The 18,285-nt window shown below is 48.0% G+C and carries 15 protein-coding genes and 2 tRNA genes; 9 read left to right on the forward strand and 8 right to left on the reverse strand.

The genetic code is table 11. The annotated features are described in order from the left end of the window. Positions 1-120: 120 nt before the first annotated feature. Positions 121-192 (forward strand) — tRNA-Ala (locus MHUN_RS05485). Positions 193-290: 98 nt separating this feature from the next. Here the strand turns inward: MHUN_RS05485 and nth are convergent. The 3 genes from nth to pyrH form a co-directional block, all read right to left on the reverse strand. Beyond that, positions 291-938, reverse strand: coding sequence for an endonuclease III (gene nth / locus MHUN_RS05490; protein WP_011448079.1), 648 nt, complete (start codon positions 936-938; stop codon positions 291-293). Positions 939-947: 9 nt separating this feature from the next. Continuing rightward, a tRNA-Pro gene (locus tag MHUN_RS05495) sits at positions 948-1,022 on the reverse strand. Positions 1,023-1,067: 45 nt separating this feature from the next. Further along, entirely contained in the window at positions 1,068-1,778 is a 711-nt protein-coding gene (pyrH, locus tag MHUN_RS05500; RefSeq protein WP_011448080.1) for a UMP kinase, read from the reverse strand. Positions 1,779-1,879: 101 nt separating this feature from the next. Between pyrH and amrS the strand changes: the two genes are divergently transcribed. Together amrS and MHUN_RS05510 are read left to right on the forward strand one after the other, a co-directional pair. Beyond that, positions 1,880-2,887: an AmmeMemoRadiSam system radical SAM enzyme gene (gene amrS, locus MHUN_RS05505; RefSeq protein WP_011448081.1), complete on the forward strand. Its 1,008-nt coding sequence runs from the start codon at positions 1,880-1,882 to the stop codon at positions 2,885-2,887. Beyond that, positions 2,884-3,360 (forward strand): Mut7-C RNAse domain-containing protein, encoded by a 477-nt coding sequence (locus MHUN_RS05510; RefSeq protein ID WP_052288819.1) that lies wholly within the window; start codon positions 2,884-2,886, stop codon positions 3,358-3,360. Before amrS ends, MHUN_RS05510 begins: the two co-directional genes overlap by 4 nt. Before the next feature lie 16 nt (positions 3,361-3,376). Here the strand turns inward: MHUN_RS05510 and MHUN_RS05515 are convergent, their stop codons facing one another. Then, positions 3,377-3,838 carry a winged helix-turn-helix transcriptional regulator gene (locus MHUN_RS05515; protein WP_011448083.1) on the reverse strand — a complete coding sequence of 154 codons (462 nt, stop codon included), beginning with the start codon at positions 3,836-3,838 and terminating at the stop codon, positions 3,377-3,379. 132 nt (positions 3,839-3,970) lie between these two features. Between MHUN_RS05515 and groES the strand changes: the two genes are divergently transcribed. Both groES and groL read left to right on the forward strand, forming a co-directional pair. After that, a complete protein-coding gene (gene groES, locus MHUN_RS05520) occupies positions 3,971-4,243 on the forward strand; it encodes a co-chaperone GroES (protein ID WP_011448084.1) in 273 nt (90 codons plus the stop codon). Positions 4,244-4,252: 9 nt separating this feature from the next. Next, on the forward strand, positions 4,253-5,863 hold the full coding sequence (groL, locus tag MHUN_RS05525; RefSeq protein WP_011448085.1) for a chaperonin GroEL: 1,611 nt from the start codon (positions 4,253-4,255) through the stop codon (positions 5,861-5,863). Positions 5,864-5,889: 26 nt separating this feature from the next. On the opposite strand, the gene MHUN_RS05530 is transcribed toward groL, so the two are convergent. The 3 genes from MHUN_RS05530 to MHUN_RS05540 form a co-directional block, all read right to left on the reverse strand. Beyond that, positions 5,890-6,108, reverse strand: a complete 219-nt coding sequence (locus MHUN_RS05530; protein WP_011448086.1) for a hypothetical protein — start codon at positions 6,106-6,108, stop codon at positions 5,890-5,892. A gap of 30 nt (positions 6,109-6,138) precedes the next feature. Then, on the reverse strand, positions 6,139-7,932 hold the full coding sequence (locus MHUN_RS05535; protein WP_158498169.1) for a S8 family peptidase: 1,794 nt from the start codon (positions 7,930-7,932) through the stop codon (positions 6,139-6,141). A 72-nt stretch (positions 7,933-8,004) separates the two neighbouring features. Beyond that, positions 8,005-10,518, reverse strand: a complete 2,514-nt coding sequence (locus MHUN_RS05540; protein WP_143709373.1) for a S8 family peptidase — start codon at positions 10,516-10,518, stop codon at positions 8,005-8,007. A gap of 183 nt (positions 10,519-10,701) precedes the next feature. On the opposite strand from MHUN_RS05540, the gene MHUN_RS05545 reads away from it, so the two are divergent. From MHUN_RS05545 to MHUN_RS05560, 4 genes are all read left to right on the forward strand, one after another. Further along, positions 10,702-12,021 carry an AIR synthase-related protein gene (locus MHUN_RS05545; protein WP_011448089.1) on the forward strand — a complete coding sequence of 440 codons (1,320 nt, stop codon included), beginning with the start codon at positions 10,702-10,704 and terminating at the stop codon, positions 12,019-12,021. Between the two features lie 157 nt (positions 12,022-12,178). Next, the gene (locus MHUN_RS05550; protein ID WP_011448090.1) at positions 12,179-15,118 is read left to right on the forward strand and encodes a phosphoribosylformylglycinamidine synthase subunit PurL; all 2,940 of its coding nucleotides are present in this window, start codon (positions 12,179-12,181) and stop codon (positions 15,116-15,118) included. A gap of 2 nt (positions 15,119-15,120) precedes the next feature. Then, a complete protein-coding gene (locus tag MHUN_RS05555) occupies positions 15,121-15,969 on the forward strand; it encodes a phosphoribosylformylglycinamidine synthase subunit PurQ (protein ID WP_011448091.1) in 849 nt (282 codons plus the stop codon). A 143-nt stretch (positions 15,970-16,112) separates the two neighbouring features. Beyond that, positions 16,113-17,594 carry a DUF1254 domain-containing protein gene (locus MHUN_RS05560; RefSeq protein WP_011448092.1) on the forward strand — a complete coding sequence of 494 codons (1,482 nt, stop codon included), beginning with the start codon at positions 16,113-16,115 and terminating at the stop codon, positions 17,592-17,594. 200 nt (positions 17,595-17,794) lie between these two features. Here the strand turns inward: MHUN_RS05560 and MHUN_RS05565 are convergent, their stop codons facing one another. Continuing rightward, positions 17,795-18,202 (reverse strand): hypothetical protein, encoded by a 408-nt coding sequence (locus MHUN_RS05565; protein WP_011448093.1) that lies wholly within the window; start codon positions 18,200-18,202, stop codon positions 17,795-17,797. Positions 18,203-18,285 lie beyond the last annotated feature (83 nt).

The following is an 18,285-nucleotide window of genomic DNA, read 5'->3' on the forward strand; positions in this document are numbered from 1 at the left end:
CTATTGGTTGTCAGGAATCAAAATTCTTTCAGGAAGAATAACAGAGGGAACGAGTACGAAATCCATCTTTTCGAGAGAGATGGATGAGTATATATGTGATAAGTATCAACCTAATAAGGCGGGCCGGTAGATCAGTGGGAGATCGCTACCTTGGCATGGTAGAGGCCGCGGGTTCAATTCCCGCTCGGTCCATCAGTTTTTACGTTTTTTTCTGACAAAATAATCTCCGAAGATCTGGAAAATAGTGAAAATAAAGGATGAATGATACAGGGATTACTCATCCCAAGAGATCACATCTTATTTGATGATGCATACCTGCACAGGTCAGCCAGATTACAATTATCACAGGCCGGATGTCGTGCAGTACAGACTCGTCGCCCATGCAGGATGAAGAGCCCATTAATCTCTGCCCAGAATTCCTTTGGGAAAACCCGTACCAGATCCATTTCTATCCGATCCGGGTCGCTCTCGTCGGTAAGTCCAAGGCGCATGGACACCCTTCTTACATGGGTATCAACAGCGATTCCCACCGTTTTGGAAAATGCATGATCAAGAACGATATTTGCAGTCTTCCTCCCTACTCCTGGTAACCGTACCAGATCATCCATCTCATCAGGCACCCGGCCATCAAATTCTTTCATGACCATCTGCGATGCCGCAATGATATTCCTTGCCTTGGTGCGGAAAAATCCGGTCGGGTGGATTAGCTTCTCCACATCCTGAACGGGCGCCTCTGAAAGGGCAGCTACATCCGGATATTTCATAAAAAGTTCCCTGGTGACCATGTTTACGCACCGATCAGTAGTCTGTGCGGAAAGAATGGTAGCAATCAGAGTTTCATACGGATTTTTGAAATGCAGAAATTCATCCCTGCTGTTTAAGAGATCGTATCGTGACCGCAGACGTGAAAGAATCGTATTAGGGTCTAAATCAGTCATAAAAGAAGATGGGGTAACGCAGATTTGAACTGCGGTCAAAGCGTCCCAAACGCTCTAGGATGGACCAGGCTACCCTATTACCCCGTGCGGGACATATGTTGAACCCGGTACCATTTATACCCTTCCTTTTTATTTTTTGAGTGGAAATGGATTTTTTCCATTCCTGGTAACGAGCGTTCCGACAAATCTGCCCGTTTCAAGGGTTGATTCCAGAAGAGCAGGATCACGTCCGTCCATCACCAGGAGGGGTATACCGCACCGCTCAACCATCTTCACGGCCACAATATCCATGACCGTATTGACTCCTGCCACAGCCTGCTGACCGATGACAACATCTAAGAGTTCTGCAGGATTCATCGTCTCAAAGCGTTTTGCTGCAGGATCTTTGCGTGGATCAGCTGAATAAATCCCATCAACCGCAGTCAGATTTATGAAAATATCTGCGCCAGTCCGCTCTGCGAGCACTGCAGCCACCGCATCTGTAGTCTGCCCGGGTGTGATACCCCCCATCACAACAATCTTCCCGGTTTCAGCAGCGCAGAGTGCTTCGGTATGACTGGTAACGACACAGGGGTAGGCAGCCTGCCCGAGTGCGCCGACGAGCAATGTCGCATTAAGCCTGGTAACCATGATTCCAAGTTCATCTGAAAACGCTTCATCCGCCTCGAAGGATCGTGCCAGAGAGATATACTGACGGGCAGTTCCACCCCCGCCAACAACAACAAAAAGACGATTTTTCGCAGAAATTCTGGTCAAAACAGAGATATAGGGTTTGATATTCGGACGATCTATATCAGGAAGAAGAATAGACCCGCCCAGTGAGAGCACGATAGTAGGCATTCAACCTCATACGTTACCTGATCGAAAGCATATAGGTTATTCAGCACAATTACATCATTTATAAACCAGCCACCATCTTTCTCATACAAAACAGGGTAATCATGGAAGCGCGACACTATTCCCGTGATGATGCGGGTATCATGCATTGCAATCTGTGTAATCATCATTGCAGGATTGCTGATACAAAAACTGGTATATGCGGTGTCAGGAGATCCATACGTGGCCAGCTAATCGCAGAGACCTATGGCAGGGTTTCATCTGAAGCCGTTGATCCCATCGAGAAAAAACCACTATACCATTTTCTCCCCGGAACACTCTCATATTCCCTGGGCGGAGTCGGGTGTAACTTCTCCTGCAGCCATTGCCAGAACTGGCATATCTCACACGCCAGTTTTGACAGCATCCGGCAAAAGACTCTCTCTCCTGAAGAGGGAGTAAAAAGGGCGATTGCATCAGGATCATCATCGATATCATGGACATATAATGAGCCGACCATCTGGTTTGAGTATACCCAGGATATGGCCAGACTTGCCCACCAGCAGGGTCTGAAAACCGTATACGTGACGAATGGATACATGACCGAAGATGCTCTGACAGATCTTGCCCCTGACCTTGATGCCTGGCGGGTAGATATCAAGGCCTTTACCGAGGAGTTCTACCATAAGGTCTGCAGGGCGCGTCTACAACCCGTTCTTGACACAGCCATACGTGCAAAAGAACTTGGGCTTCACATAGAGGTAGTCCATCTTATGATCCCTGGCCTGAACGATTCACCGGAAGAGACCGGCCGACTAATCTCATGGGTGATTGACAATCTTGGGCAAGACACTCCCGTTCACTTTACCAGGTTTCATCCTGATTTCCAAATGCAGGAAACACCAGCAACCCCTATCAGAACCCTCGAACGTGCTTTCCACCTCGCCAAGGAGAAAGGACTCCGGTATCCCTATCTTGGGAATGTCCCCGGACATGAATATGAACAGACATGGTGCCCCCATTGCAATAACCTCCTGATTGGGCGGTCAGGATATACAGTCGGACCAATTCATCTGCATCATGGCAAATGCGCCCATTGTGGAAAAGAGACCGGCATCATCACATACATATGACTGGCGACCAGGAATACTCCTTTTTCTGTGATCGGATGGCAGGATCATTATGTAAATACCTCCGTTTTATGGGATATGACTGCAGAAGCGCAAATGATCTACCACCAGGAAATCCCCGTGAAGATACTGATATCCTAAAGATCGCAGGGGAGGAGAAGAGGATTATTCTGACACAGGATGCAGAACTTGCACGACGGGGAGAAGGAAATGCTATCAGGCTTGTTTCATCAGATCTTGCTGCACAGATCAGACAACTTGTCCAGGCAGGCCTTATTCATCCGGAGATAAGACTGACAAGGTGTTCACGATGTAATGCGCTGTTACAGGAGGGAACATCTCCCGAAAAACCCAATACACCAATTCCAGAAGATATTCCACTTGTATATTGTCCAGTCTGTAACCGGCAGTACTGGGAAGGAACACATACAAAAAATATGAGAGACAACCTGCTTCAGATGGTGAATAAAAAATAAAAAATTGTAGCAGGATTTATTTTTGTACCATAATTCCGGATTTCATTCTGATTACAAGCGACTTCTCTTCAGATTTCCCGCTGATTCCTATAATTCCGTCAATTTCATCTGCTACCGATTCCAGTTCGTCAAATATCCGGTTTGCATCCCGGCGAATCTCCCGTATTGAATCACGAAGGCTCCTACCCCGCAGATGGATAAGACGACGGTCCCGGTAGATCATCCCTGAACGTGACAGATTTCTTAAATGATGATTTACTCTTCCCTGCGATATCTCCAGCAGAGATCCGAGATCCTCTGAGGATATCCCGTCATTACCAGATAAATTCTCCAGTATTTTCAGAATAATCTGCGTTGACAGGTTATCGATATCCCGACCGGATGACAGACCCAGGGTGTCGCATAACCAGTAGGTCTCTTCAATCAGGTCTTTTTTATGTGGACGGGGGAGGTTTTGGAGGATAAGCCGCTGATGCATGGATGAGATACAATCAGGTTATTGTTGATATCATATCAATATTATCGAAATGATCTTGAAGGAATTAGAAAAATATATATAGAATTTTTAATCAACAATTATGTGCATATTGCATTTCAAAGGAGTTAGCGTATGGCAATTACACCAATCGGACCACGTGTCCTGATTAAACCTTATAAGCAGGAAGAGAAGACCAAGGGAGGCATTTACATCCCTGACTCTGCCAAGGAAAAGAAGAAACAGGGAGAAGTAATCGCCGTCGGAACATTCGAAGACGGAAAAGAACTCCCCATCAAGCCAGGAGACATTATTCTTTATGGTGGATACAGCCAGGAAGAGATTGAATTTGACAAAGAAGACTATGTTATCGTCGAGTTCAAGAATGTCGTTGCAAAACTGAACTAGGTGTCATTCATGTCAGCAAAACAACTCATGTTCAATGAAAACGCCCGTCATGCACTCCTTGAAGGCGTTAATAAAGTTGCCAATACCGTAAAAATCACCCTGGGACCAAAGGGAAGAAATGTTGTCCTTGACAAGGCAGGTGGCCCGGTCGTCACAAACGACGGAGTAACCATCGCAAAAGAGATCGAACTCAAAGACAAGTTCGAGAATGTTGGTGCAAAACTCATCAAGGAAGTTGCTTCCAAGACCCAGGACACCACCGGAGACGGAACCACCACCGCAACAGTGCTTGCTCAGGCCATGATCACCGAGGGTATCAAGAATATCACCGCCGGTGCAAACCCAATCGAGATCAAGAAGGGTATCCTGAAGGCAGTCGATGCTGCAGTCGCCTCCATTAAGGCAAAGAGTATCGAAGTCAAGGACAAGGAGACTATTAACCGCATCGCAATCATCTCTGCAAACAATGACGAAGAGATCGGAAACCTGATCTCTGAGGCCATGGACAGGGTCGGATACAATGGTGTCATCACCGTTGAGAACTCCAAGACCCTTGAGACCACCCTTGAGCATGTCGAAGGTATGCAGTTTGACCGTGGGTACATATCACCCTACATGGTCACCGATCAGGAACGCCGGGTTGTTGAGTTTGAAGAACCATACATACTCATCACCGACCGGAAGATCTCAAGTCTGAAAACTTTAATCCCGGTTCTTGAGATGATCGCCCAGAGCGGAAAGCCACTGCTCATCATCGCAGACGATGTCGACGGAGAAGCCCAGACTGCCCTCATCCTGAACATCATCCGTGGCGCCATCAAGGTCTGTGCAGTAAAGGCACCTGAATTTGGAGATGTCAGAAAGGAAGTTCTCCAGGACATTGCAATCCTCACCGGCGGAACCGTCATCAGCGAGGAACGCAACCTTGCAATCGAGGATGTCACCCTTGACATGCTTGGACAGGCACGGACCGTCAAGGTTGACCAGGACAAGACCACCATCGTAGGCGGTAAGGGGAAGAAATCAGACATCGACACCCGTAAGAAACTGATAGAGTCCCAGCTTAATATCACCGAGAAGAAATACGACAAGACCACTCTTCAGAACCGTCTTGCAAAACTCTCCGGTGGGGTCGCCGTCATTAAGGCAGGCGCAGCAACCGAGACTGAAGTCAAGGAGAAGAAGATGCGTATCGATGACGCACTCAATGCAACCAAGGCAGCAGTCGAGGAAGGGTATGTCGCCGGTGGTGGAGTAACCCTCTTCCGTGCAATCAAGGCACTTGAATCCATGAAGGCTGACCCTGAACAGATGATCGGTGTCAACATTGTAAAGCGTGCACTTGAAGAACCACTCCGCCAGATTGCAGATAATGCAGGTCGCGAGGGAGCCGAAGTCATCGCTATGATCAAGAGCAATGCAAGCGAGACCTACGGATACAATGCAAAGACTGACACCTATGAAGACCTTCTCCAGGCAGGAGTTCTTGACCCGACAAAGGTTGTCAGATCCGGTCTTCAGAATGCAGCATCTATTGCAGGAATGCTCCTGTCAACTGAAGCAGTTGTTGTCGATTTCGACGAAGAAAAAGATAAGACATCTGCTGCAATCATCATCTAATCTTTTTTTTAGATTCTGATCACATTTCACATTCTGAACTTTCTTTTCTCTCGTTCCTTTGTGTTCGTAATATACATCACCCCAAAGAAGAGGGCGATACAAAAACACAGAACTGCAGCAATCACCAGTTTCCAGTCCATATCAGCAGATTCTGACGTCATGGCCATACCAACAAATATCAGACCGATGATGCATACTCCGGTTATTTCAAAGGCATATAAAAACCGTTCACCGAGCTGGACCATTGTGCTCTATTCTCCTGCAGATCAAATATTTTATACCTCTGATGACCGTATAAACGTTCCGTTTGTATCCATGAAGATCCAGAACGAGGTAAAGGGGGAGATATTCCGGGTATCTGAGAACCTGCCCTCTGCTCCACTAATAATAGCCGGATCATACTGCTGCGTGGATACATTAAAGGGAAGAATGCTCACCCATGATGATTCATTCGGGGAAAGAATGTCACGGGCCGGGATCTCTTTCAGAAAAGGTGATCCGGCAAGATTCCATCCCTTTTCCACAGGTTTTGTACTGTTTGAGTTCATATTAAGAACAAGGGGCACAGATACCGGTGCATCAGAGTAAACCAGAAGTCCGTCCAGAGGTGCCGGAGAGATCTCAGGGTTTTGAGCAATCCATCCACCAATTCCTTTGTAAGTCCATATGGTATGACCATCGGTATTGACCTTTGAGAAGAGATCACGACAGGTCTTCTGGGATCGGAGCGGGGCAGGGATTGAGACAAAGTTCCAGCCAGGTACCAGCTGCAGCTCATGCAGGGTTGTATTTCCTGAACCAAGAGTCCGTCTCATCTCACGGGAACCGGTGCCTGAATTAAATGCGATGAGGGTCTTTTGCAACGTCAGATCCTCAGCGGCCTTCATCGCAGCCGGAGCATTCAAAAGCCCGTATCCATAGTAAATATCCCTCCCGGTTCTGCCCAGGTCAGTTGCTGATGACTGAAGCAGAGAGCGGATTTCTGCAGACGTCAGCCCCGGATACCCGTTCTTTATGAGAGCTGCAACCCCTGCAACCTCTGCAGCTGCAAATCCTGTTCCTGTGCCCCGGCAATAGGACGTGTTCAGACATGGAGTGATAATGTCCTCACCTGGTGCGACAAGCTCGTTATATATCCCGTAATTGGAAAAGTATGATAAACCGTCCGTTTTCGCAACGGATCCGACTGATAGTACATCAAAATGATCAGAAGGATAATGCATGGCGTTGGAATCCTCATCACCAGCCGGTGCAATGAGAAGAACCCCATGGTCCTTTGCATAAGCTATGGCCCGATCCTCGGCTCGTGAAGGTTCAGTCCCGCCATATCCCATCAGGATGATATCAGCACCGGCATCGGTTGCATGAGCAATAGCTAGAGCAGAACGGGATGCGGACATATCATTTCCGGTTACCCCGATTCGTTCAGGGATTAAAACAAGTGAAGAGTTGGTCGAATTCTGTGATACATTCCCTGCGATCAGGGAGATAACTCCACAGAGAGCAGTCCCGTACCCATCCGCATCTTCAGGTCTGCTGTCCTGCCCTGCCCAGTCATAGCCCTGGTCAATGGGACCGACATCCGGATGAGAGAGATCTACCCCGGTACTAATGACTGCAACTTTGAGGACCGATGTATTAAGACCCGACCGTCTGACCGTATCAACCCCGGTTCTGACAAGAGCCCACTGGTCAGGAGAACTATTGATAATCTGGTCATCTTTGGTGACAGATCCCGACTTGCGCTGTGCATCCTGCTCAATCTCATGAACCCACGGCAGGTTTAACAGTTCATTTGTGACATATTCGGTCTCATTTGGATCTGTATCGACTGCGACAAAACCAAGCAGGGGAGACCGGAGAGAATAGGTAACATTTTCAGGAAGCGGGACATCAGGTGGAACAGGTTCATAGCCACCAGTCTCATTAGGAGCTGCATACACGATAAGACGCACTTCATCGCTATCAGCGCCGGAAACCTGAATGAAGAGCCCACAGAATAAGAGAATACCAATGAACCCCATCATCACTGGTTTTATAAAGCATCCGCTCTCATTCAGGCAACCCAAGTTAAGCCCCACCATGTATACTGCCCGAGTACTTCAACATCTGTATCAGGGAGACAAAAACCCTCTGATTTGTCAGCAGCCAGGGAACAAAATTCCAGGCCGGTTCATATAGATCCACCAACCTTCTGACGGATATAATAACCGTGATGGAGAATAGGTTCCTGAACCACCATTTATAATGGAAGGCCTGAATTCCTGGGTCCTGGGATCAAAGACCAAAACCGTAGTCCATGCATCGGTAAGCGGGGAGAGCAGATCCCGTGCAGTGATACTCTCCCGTCCTGGGACCCCGACCGGGTTCCACCCCGGATACAGTTGCTTCACCGTCTGGTTGGTCCCGGTTGTATCAAAATGCAGGTTGATACCAGCCTCCTGTTCAGAATATACCCAGACCACATCCATCTGAAGGAGAGTATCATTTGGGCGAACCACACTCCAGAACCCTCCTGCCGGATTATAGCGCCAGATAGAATGGCAGGCAGTCTGAACCGGGTTGAAGATCTGTGCGGTTTCATTCCCCCTCGTAAGTGGATAGGGAATTGATACCATATTCCATCCAGGATAGAGGAGCAGTTTTTCTGCTGCATCATACATCCGTGGCTCAAAATTACACCCATTCATCACCGGGTACAAGATATTCCCTGATGTGTTCTCTGGAAGTGACAGGTTTGTTGCAACCGGTATCCCCCTCCCATATACGGGATCCCAAGCATCAGTAGATGTACCGGTCGCATTCAGAATTATCTTCCTGACTTCACTCTCTTTCATACCCAAAGACCCACTCATAACAAGAGCTGCAAGCCCTGCAATATGAGGGGCGGCTGCACTGGTCCCGGTAAAGACTGCATGTTGCATTGAACCGGTCAGAACCGTGATATGATCCGGCGCAACCAGATCCGGCTTTTTTCGAAGCTCATAGACAGGGTACCTGATAAGTGCCGGCCCCCGGGAAGAATACTCCTGAACGGTGAGATTTTTCCCGCCAGGTGCCGCAGCCCCCACCACCAGAGCCTGTTTTACTGCCTGCTGACCAAAAACAGAATCTTCAGGAGTGTACGGATCTAATTCAACTGATCTGCCTGATAAGGGAAGGACATAGATCTCGAGCAGGGCATCCTCTGCAGCTGCCTGGACAACCTTCACGGTAAACTCCCGTGGTCGGTCAGCAGAATTTACAAACCTGACCCACTCCATGGGATCGTCATCTCCATCCTGAATATTTACACTTCTTGCAATCTCCCGCCCCGAGTCATCATACAGGAAGAGATCATAATTGTTCGCCGATGTGCCAAACCGATCGTCCCATTGCAGGATTACATGCCCGGCAAGACCTGATGGAACGGTAAATTTCATGTCTCGTCCGGTTGATCCCTGAAAATCCTGCCACAGATATCCCTGATCCTCGTACCCGTGAAATGGAGCCTGGTAATGCTCCTTTGCAAAGTTACCAGCTGCAGTAATATAGAGAACATTATACGAAAGAACACGGTCGATTATATTCTGACTGATATACCCGTCCTCGAAAAATGGTTCCACATAGGTGATATCATCGCAAATAATGTTACAACCATGGATAATCAGCTGGTCCAGGGCACGGACAAATTCTATCTGGCTTGATCCCCGGTCATGAAAGACGAGTGTTGCATTCGGAGCAATATCATGGATGATCTGCAGCATGGCAAGTCCTTCGTCACCGCCAACAGTATCAGATATAACCTCCACATCCGGGAGTTCTCCAAGAGCCTTCAGATCTTCAAGACCATCAACCCCGTCTGATATGACGCCGACTTTGACACCTTCCCCGGACAATCCTGAAATATTACGAAATTCCCGTGTCTTAAGCAGATAATCGCCCTCGGTCGTTATTTTGGATGTCCGGGGGGGTATCTGAACAACAAGGGAGAGTATACCATCCTGCATGGCCAGACGGGTGATATTATCTGCCCGTATCCATCCCCCGATACGGCCATATACCGAATCCGCAACCGGAGAAGAGAAATAATCCAAAAATGAGGAGGGTGAAAAGGAAGGGCTAGTCTTCGCCGATATACGGACCTCAATATCAGCATCCCGAATCCTCACTTCACCGGTCTTTTCCATGAGCGCCATCATATCTGCCCGTGACTGTCCGGGAGAGAGGTAGGTATCATCAAGAAGCTGCAAAAGGTCAGTGGAGAGTTTTTTCTTCCATGAATTTTCAGGAACAAAAACTGATGCTGGTTCATCCAGTATATTCTCGAATGACCCTGAACTGGCCGGAGGAATTACTGGCATGATACTTTTAATCCCGCTCATACCAGAAAGAAGAGTCAGGTTTTCAGATGTTGCCCATCCCGTGACAAGATGATAGGATGTGTCCTCTGCCGGATGAGAAAGCAAAGGGAGGATATTTTCACTTGTCTGATTCTTCTCAAGTTCCAAAAGGATATGAACTGACCAGGTACCGGTCTCATTTCTCCGTATCTGCCCGTTCTTCTCCATGTTGTCTATGATGTCATCAGGCGACTGACCAGGCGGACAGGAGGCCTTATGTAAGATCTGAAGAAGGTCGCTGGACAGGATATCGGATGCGGAGTTGTCGCTCACTAAGGCTTTGTCTGCCTCCCCAAACCCGCATATAGAAAATATTGTGAGTACTAGTATGACGGGTAATAAAAAAACCAAATCCTTTTGCACCGGCCCACCAGTGAGAAATAGGTTTACCTATGAATCATAAGAAGTCTTTCGCCATATATACCCTTATTTTACTAGGAGGGCAAACCTTGTGACATGGATGTTGAGGGTTATGCCCGCCGGAATCTGAAGAGAGGCAGGGCGTCCCAGGATATTATATCAGATCTTGCTGACCGTATTGTTGAGATAAAAGGGACCAGCAGGGAATATGCTCTTTCCTTTGCACAGGCGGTCTTGGTAGAAGTGACCGCTACCTCTGATCTTACGAGCGACATTCTCACCTATGAAAAGGCCGGTGTCACTATGGGTGCCTTCGGAGTCGGCTCACGAGGGACCGGCGACTTTTATGCACACCGGAAGATAGCAGAGATCATCGGAAAATCAGGGGCCACCGTGGGAGTCGAAGATATGGATGATGCCGGTGTGGTTCAGGCCGGGGGTCAGTTTATTGTCTGCACCGTTGACGGGATGCATTCACGTCTCTCAGATTTTCCTTACCTTGCCGGTTTTCATGTGACCCGTGCGACCCTTCGTGACTGCTATGTGATGGGAGCACGCCCGGTCATGTTGTTTTCTGACATTCACGTTGCCGATGACGGGGACGTTGCAAAGATCTTTGATTATACCGCCGGGGTGACGACGGTTGGAGAACTGACCGAGGTGCCTCTTGTCAGCGGATCAACTCTCAGGATAGGCGGGGACATGGTCATTGGTGACCGCATGACCGGGTGTGTCGGGACCGTCGGAGTTGCAGACCACATCACCGCACGACGACAGGCGGCCCCAGGGGATCTGCTTCTTATGACCGAGGGTGCCGGAGGGGGGACCATTGCTACAACAGCCCTCTACTACGGGTATCATGACGTGGTAGATCGGACTATCAACCTTACCTTCCTTCGTGCGGCAGATGCCATCCTGAGAAGTAACCTGCTTGGTTCCATCCATGCAATGACCGATGTAACGAACGGAGGACTTCGGGGAGATGTTCACGAGATGGCAAAGACTGCCGGTCTTCGGTTCATTGTAGAAGAGGAAGCAGTTCAGGGACTTGTCGATCCACACGTTTACCGGATGCTGATGGACCTTGAGATCGATCCGCTTGGCGTATCCATCGATGCCCTTCTCATCATCGCCCAGCCTGATGTCATCTCAAAGGCCCAGGCCCTGCTCTCTGATATCGGGGTTAAATCATCAGTCATAGGCCGGGTCGAAGAGGGCCGGGCTGAACCAGTTCTATTGAGAAACGGAAAAGAAGAGGAATTTAACCCACGGTTCAGAGAGGCGGCATATACTCCGCTCAAGAAACTGGTAGAGAAAGAACAACAGGATTTTGAATTGATGAAAACGGAGGTTGACCGGGCTGCACAGGCCGCTATAGCCAAAAAGATGCGGGTGATGGAAAGGCTCAAGCCCTGATCTTTGCCTCACATCATCCCCGATTACCCCGAATATACACAGTACGGTCAGGAAAGCCAAAAATATGTCATTTTTAATCATACTTTTTTTACCCCGTTAAATATCCTTCAGTCTTGAGACTTATGATGGATTACAACCAAGTACTACCCAGGTATACATGGCATATGTCCACCGGATAGAAGTCCAATATAAAACCGATCCCAGACTAAAGGTCAGAACTGATCGGATCCGTTCACTTGGGTTTCCCATTGATGAACTTCATGTGATCGATATCTATACCATCTCAACGAATTCACATGACTTTAGCCCTGAAGAACTGCGTGAGATCGGAACTCAGCTCATAAACCCGGTGGTACAGACATGTACCGTTGATACGGCCACAATCGCACACTTTGATACGGCCATTGAAGTCGGGTTTCTTCCCGGAGTGACCGACAACGTAGGAACAACCGCACGCCAGACCATCGAAGACTACACCAAACGAAAATTCGGGCCAGGAGAAGCGGTATACTCATCTCAGCTCTTCTTTGTCAAAGGAAGGCTTTCACCAGCAGCGATTGAAAACCTGGCCGCAACACTTGCCAATCCCCTTATCAACCGGGTTCATATAAAATCACGAGCAGAGTACGGCACGACAGGGATGGACAGAGTTGTCCCGGTTGTCAGCCTGCACGAACTCCCGACTGCTGAACCGGTAGATCTTGACGTTGACGACCAGGAACTTATCAGAATCGGAAAGGAAGGCATCATAGACGCTGAGACCGGACAGAGAAGAGGCCCGCTCGCACTCGATCTGGTGCAGTTGCATGCAATCCGTGACTATTTTCAAGCTCAGGGGAGAAAACCGACCGATGTTGAGATAGAATCACTGGCCCAGACCTGGAGTGAGCATTGTAAGCATACGATCTTTGCCTCACCAATGGACGATGATATGCCAAGAGGGCTGTATAAAACCTGCATCCAGGCAGCTACCAATACCATACGGGCACAAAAAGGCGACAAGGACATCTGCCTGAGTGTCTTCTCCGACAATTCAGGGGCGATTATCTTTGACGACCATTATCTTGTCACCCATAAGGTCGAAACCCATAACTCCCCGTCTGCACTTGATCCTTTTGGCGGGGCACTAACCGGCATTGTGGGGGTAAACCGGGACACCATCGGGTTTGGTCTGGGAGCAAAGCCCTGTATCAACATCTACGGGTTCTGTGTCGGCGACCCGGAGAGCAATCCGGTCCTCTATCGTGGGAAAAATAGGTCAAATCCGATCCTCTCTCCGCGACGGATTCTTGACGGGGTGGTGTCAGGTGTCGGTGTTGGCGGGAACTGTTCAGGCATCCCCACCCCCCAGGGATTTGTCTGGTTTGATGACCGGTATGTTGGAAAACCCCTGGTCTTTGCAGGAACGGTCGGCATAATGCCCCGAACTGACGGAACACGCAAGCTCTATGAGAAACAGGCACGGCCGGGAGATCTTATTGTCATGATTGGCGGGAGGGTCGGGAAAGATGGCATTCATGGGGCAACGTTCTCCTCAGAGGCACTGGACCCGAAAAGTCCGGTCACCGCCGTCCAGATAGGAGATCCCATCACTCAGAAGAAATTATCCGATGTTATCGTCAAGGAGGCCCGTGACCGGGGACTGTATACCAGTATCACCGATAACGGCGCCGGTGGAATCTCCTGTTCGGTTGCAGAGATGGCAAAGGAATGTAATGGATGTCATGTCTTGCTCGATAAAGTACCGCTCAAATATCCGGGGATGGCACCCTGGGAGATCTGGATCTCTGAATCACAGGAACGCATGACACTTGCGGTTCCACCAGAAAAACTGGATGAATTCATGGACCTCCTGGCCAGCCGGGACGTAGAGGCAACGGTTATCGGAACATTCACCAACACCGGCCGGTGTATTGTGGAGTATCATGGATCTGTCGTGATGGATATCGAACTCTCCTTCCTGCACGACGGTGTTCCGGTAAAACAATTAAAGACAGAACCAACAGTCCCGGTTCCATCAGATCCCATGCCACCGTGCCCGGAACAACTGGATCTGATCCTCAAAGAGATGCTTGCGAGAAAGAATATCTGTTCCAAGGAGTTCATCTCCATCCAATATGACCATACCGTCCAGGGCGGTCATGTTCTTGGCCCGGTCCAGGGACCAGGACGAGTGCAGGGGATGGCAACCCTTATGAAAGTAGTTCCTGGTTCAAAGAAAGGAGTGGGTTTATCACAGGGCATCTTCCCGTCCTACTCAGAGATTGACTCCTACCGGATGGCGATTGCCTGTATTGACACCGCGATCCGTGGTCTTATCGCCCTTGGTATTCCGCTTGATGCGATAGCCATTCTTGATAATTTCTGCTGGTGTTCTTCAGATGATCCAAAGCGTCTGGCCCAGCTTAAAGCGGCAGCTCGTGGTTGTTATGACGGGGCCACCGGGTTTGAGACACCATTCATCTCAGGAAAAGACAGTATGTTCAACGACTTCAGGGGATATGACGGGGAGAGTAATCCGGTGCTGGTCTCCGTGCCCCCGACGCTCCTTATATCCTCCATCGGTATCCATCCGGATGTGACAAAAGCAGTCTCCCTTGATGCGAAGATCGAAGGAGATCTCGTTTATCTGATCGGAGAGAACAGGGATGAACTTGGCGGTTCTGAATACGCTGCTCATCTTAATATCTCCGGTGGCATCGTCCCTGCCATTGATATTCCAGCCATGAAGGCCAGATACCATCGACTCACCCATGCTATTTTACACGATCTTGTTGCATCTGCTTTCCCGGTTACCCACGGAGGACTTGCCGTTGCCCTTGCCAAGGTTGCAATCGGTGGAAAACTTGGTATGGATGTCACCCTTTCCGGAGACCTGCGATCAGATGTCCTTCTCTTTTCAGAAACACTCGGACGATTTATTGTGACGGTTGATCCTGATAAGAAACGATCATTTGAACTGGCAATGGGATCTGACGCAACACTGATTGGCAGGGTAACGGGGAAGAACCTGCAGATAACCGGCCCCTCACTCAGAATATCTGTTCCGGTCAGTGAGCTTGAATCTGCGTATAAAAAACCATTCGGAGGGTACTAATCATGAATCCGACAGCGACACGACACGCCTCCGGACAGAAGGAGCAGGAGTTGATCCCGGATAAGGCGCTTATTATGAGCGGGTACGGGATTAATTCAGAGATTGAGACCAGGGAGGTGCTTTTACGTGCCGGCATGGATGCTGACATCATTCACATCAACGATCTTATCGACCGGAAATACCGGATGTGCGATTATCGTCTTTTGGTTTTCCCTGGCGGGTTCTCCTATGGTGATGATACCGGAGCAGGAAATGCCTATGCCAACCGGGTCAGGAATAATCTTTGGAATGATGTGACCGAATTCCTCGAGGAAGATAACCTGGTCCTTGGTATTTGCAACGGGTTTCAAATCCTCGCAAATCTTGGGCTTGTACCGGCATTTAACAAGCAGTACAAACGAGATATCGCTCTCATGCCAAACCGGAAGGGGGTGCTAGAATGCCGCTATGTAACCATCAAACCGGCTTCAGAAACCCTCTGGACGAAGGGAATAGAACGAATCGTCTGCCCGGTCTCTCATGGAGAAGGGAACTTTTCCTGCTCTAAGGAAGTGCTTACTGAGCTCAGGAGCCAAAAGATGATAGCCTTCACCTACTGCCGGGAGAATCTGAAACCTGCCGACGGAGAATACCCCTACAATCCGAACGGCTCGGTCGCGGACATTGCCGGAATCACTTCAGCAGACGGAAAAGTCCTTGCCATGATGCCTCACCCTGAGCGGGCTATGGAGTTTGTCAATGAATATGACTGGCCATTACAGAAAGAGAGACTTCGACGTCAGCAGCAGCCGATTCCGACCGAATCGATGAATATGAAACTATTTCGAAATATCGTTGAGTATTTCAGATAATTCTCACAGAAAAACTGTCCCTTTTTCAGGGAGGGGAATCTCCAAAATTTTTAACCATCCACTAATTCTAATCAAAAATCTTTCATTTTCGAGTAACTTATTCTAACCTATACCATTATGTATTTGTAACGTAATGGTAACCTATGCGAAAAGATGGTACATGTCTGCTGATTTTTTCTCTTTTTCTATTTTCCCTTTCATCTCCAGGGGGAGTTTCAGCCGAACCAATCGATGCACAGAACACAGATCTCTGGGATATCGTTGAAGATGCCTATGTATACTGTTACCCATTGGTTGTGGTTGATGCCACGCAGAAAAAATTTACGAACACTGAGGTCCCGAATCCCACACAGGCACCGATAAACCAACTGGCCCACAGTAATTTTGTGTTTACAGCAGAAAACAGACTTGTTGTTTCACCGAACGTTGATGATATCTATTCGAGTGCATTTCTGGATCTGAATAATACTGCTTTTGTTTTTGTGAAACCACCAACCTATCGGTTCTGCTCAGCACAGTTTTTGGATGCCTATACAAACACCATTGATGTGGTCGGGTCAGGGAGCAAGACAGATAATCCAGAAGATGAAGTCATCTGTCTGATAACCGGCAAAGATTACGAGGGAGATGTTCCTGACGGTATGAAACATATCGTGATACCAACAGACATGGCCTGGATCATTATCCGGACTGTGGTAAACGGGCCTTCAGACATCCCGAATGTTACAGCAATCCAGCAAAAAATGATGCTGGTGCCCCTTGATGTATACCTGAATAACGAGATCTATGTCCCGGAAAAAGGAACATATAATGAGAAATACAACTTCAACCCAGCCGAATATGTATTCAACATGTCAGCTGAAGAGTTCTTTACCACGGCAAATGCCCTCATGATAAAAAATCCTCCCTCACCGGATGACACTGAAATACTGGAAAAAATGAAGCAGATAAACGTCGGACCAGGCCTCATCTTTGATGCTGCTATTCTGGGACCAGACGGGCCTGAACGGTGGAATTCCATGGTTGGTCAGATCGAATCTGATCTTATCAGCAAAACAAAAGAATACATGAATGCTCTTGATGGTTGGAAATTTTATGGCGAGCCAATCGGAGAATGGGGTACTGTCTATGCGTACCGGGGACTGATTGCCATCAAAGGACTTGGTGCCAATCCCACCTATGTAGCTATCTATCCTGAGGCCGATTCAGACTCTGATGGCCAGATATTAACTGGGGCTCATACATATCGCCTTCATATCGATAAAGACATGCTTCCACCGGTTAAGAATGACGGGTTCTGGTCTTTTACCATCTATGGAAGTGATAACTTTTTAATTCCGAATGAAATTGACCGGTACTGTATCAATGACCGAAGTAATGTGACCTTCAATGAGGATGGATCACTGGACATTCTGCTCCAGGCTGACAAACCAGCTGAGGAGATGATGAATAACTGGCTACCGGTCGGGACAGCAGATTTTCATATCTATTTACGCATATACGGGCCAGATCTGGAGAAGATAAAGAGTACCTGGACCCCTCCGAAAATTGTCAGGGTTATGAATGATGAAAATATTTCAGACGATAATTCTACAGAAATCCGGGAATCGGTCGTAGAAGTATGAGATAACCGATTTCATTCCTGTTTTTCTGGGCTTTTCATATACTTTATGTGGGTTAGAATCATTATCAGAAAAAAATTCAACCGATTTTTAAGATATAAGCCTACATAAACCCTTTTGCTTAACAATCCTCATTTAAACGAAATGGCAAATAGCCATCTCTCCTGATTATCTGCCTTGGAAAATCAAATAAAAAAGAAAATTTATGTGATTCTGTAAAATTTATCAATTGCTACGCTTATCGGATCATTATCAGAAAGATATGTCAGCTCAAATTCATCAGGACCGATGATCTTCCCATTTGAATATCCGTTATTCTGTTCTGCAAGTGATAACTCAGTTCCGTCTGCACTGATCACTCCGGCAAGTTCACGGGTAACTTCAGTACCATCACTCTTCTTAAACGAGGAATATCCGATAATAATCCGGTCCTTCTGCTCAGTAATATTCAGAAAGAATAATCCGCTTTCTACCTCAGAAAAACCCTGACCACTCTTATATTCAACATACGGCCCTGTCCAGTTCCCGACCAGATCCGGAATGTCTGCGGTCGTTATTCCTGCCATACCAACAATCAGGCCCAACAGTAACACTGCCATTAACCCTTTCATACGATAGAATCACTCCCTGAAAACATATAATTACCGACCAACCCCAGATAATCAGAATCAGACACATTCAATATATAGATATT

The sequence above is a fragment of the Methanospirillum hungatei JF-1 genome, from assembly GCF_000013445.1.
Classification (GTDB): Archaea; Halobacteriota; Methanomicrobia; order Methanomicrobiales; family Methanospirillaceae; genus Methanospirillum; species Methanospirillum hungatei.

Coding starts and splice junctions, on each gene's coding strand:
- groL (WP_011448085.1), top strand. CDS start 4,253: ATGTCAGCAAAACAACTCATGTTCAATGAAAACGCCCGTCATGCACTC.
- MHUN_RS05560 (WP_011448092.1), top strand. CDS start 16,113: ATGCGAAAAGATGGTACATGTCTGCTGATTTTTTCTCTTTTTCTATTT.
- MHUN_RS05550 (WP_011448090.1), top strand. CDS start 12,179: ATGGCATATGTCCACCGGATAGAAGTCCAATATAAAACCGATCCCAGA.
- MHUN_RS05555 (WP_011448091.1), top strand. CDS start 15,121: ATGAATCCGACAGCGACACGACACGCCTCCGGACAGAAGGAGCAGGAG.
- amrS (WP_011448081.1), top strand. CDS start 1,880: ATGGAAGCGCGACACTATTCCCGTGATGATGCGGGTATCATGCATTGC.
- pyrH (WP_011448080.1), bottom strand. CDS start 1,778: ATGCCTACTATCGTGCTCTCACTGGGCGGGTCTATTCTTCTTCCTGAT.
- MHUN_RS05545 (WP_011448089.1), top strand. CDS start 10,702: ATGGATGTTGAGGGTTATGCCCGCCGGAATCTGAAGAGAGGCAGGGCG.
- MHUN_RS05510 (WP_052288819.1), top strand. CDS start 2,884: ATGACTGGCGACCAGGAATACTCCTTTTTCTGTGATCGGATGGCAGGA.
- nth (WP_011448079.1), bottom strand. CDS start 938: ATGACTGATTTAGACCCTAATACGATTCTTTCACGTCTGCGGTCACGA.
- groES (WP_011448084.1), top strand. CDS start 3,971: ATGGCAATTACACCAATCGGACCACGTGTCCTGATTAAACCTTATAAG.
- MHUN_RS05530 (WP_011448086.1), bottom strand. CDS start 6,108: ATGGTCCAGCTCGGTGAACGGTTTTTATATGCCTTTGAAATAACCGGA.
- MHUN_RS05565 (WP_011448093.1), bottom strand. CDS start 18,202: ATGAAAGGGTTAATGGCAGTGTTACTGTTGGGCCTGATTGTTGGTATG.
- MHUN_RS05515 (WP_011448083.1), bottom strand. CDS start 3,838: ATGCATCAGCGGCTTATCCTCCAAAACCTCCCCCGTCCACATAAAAAA.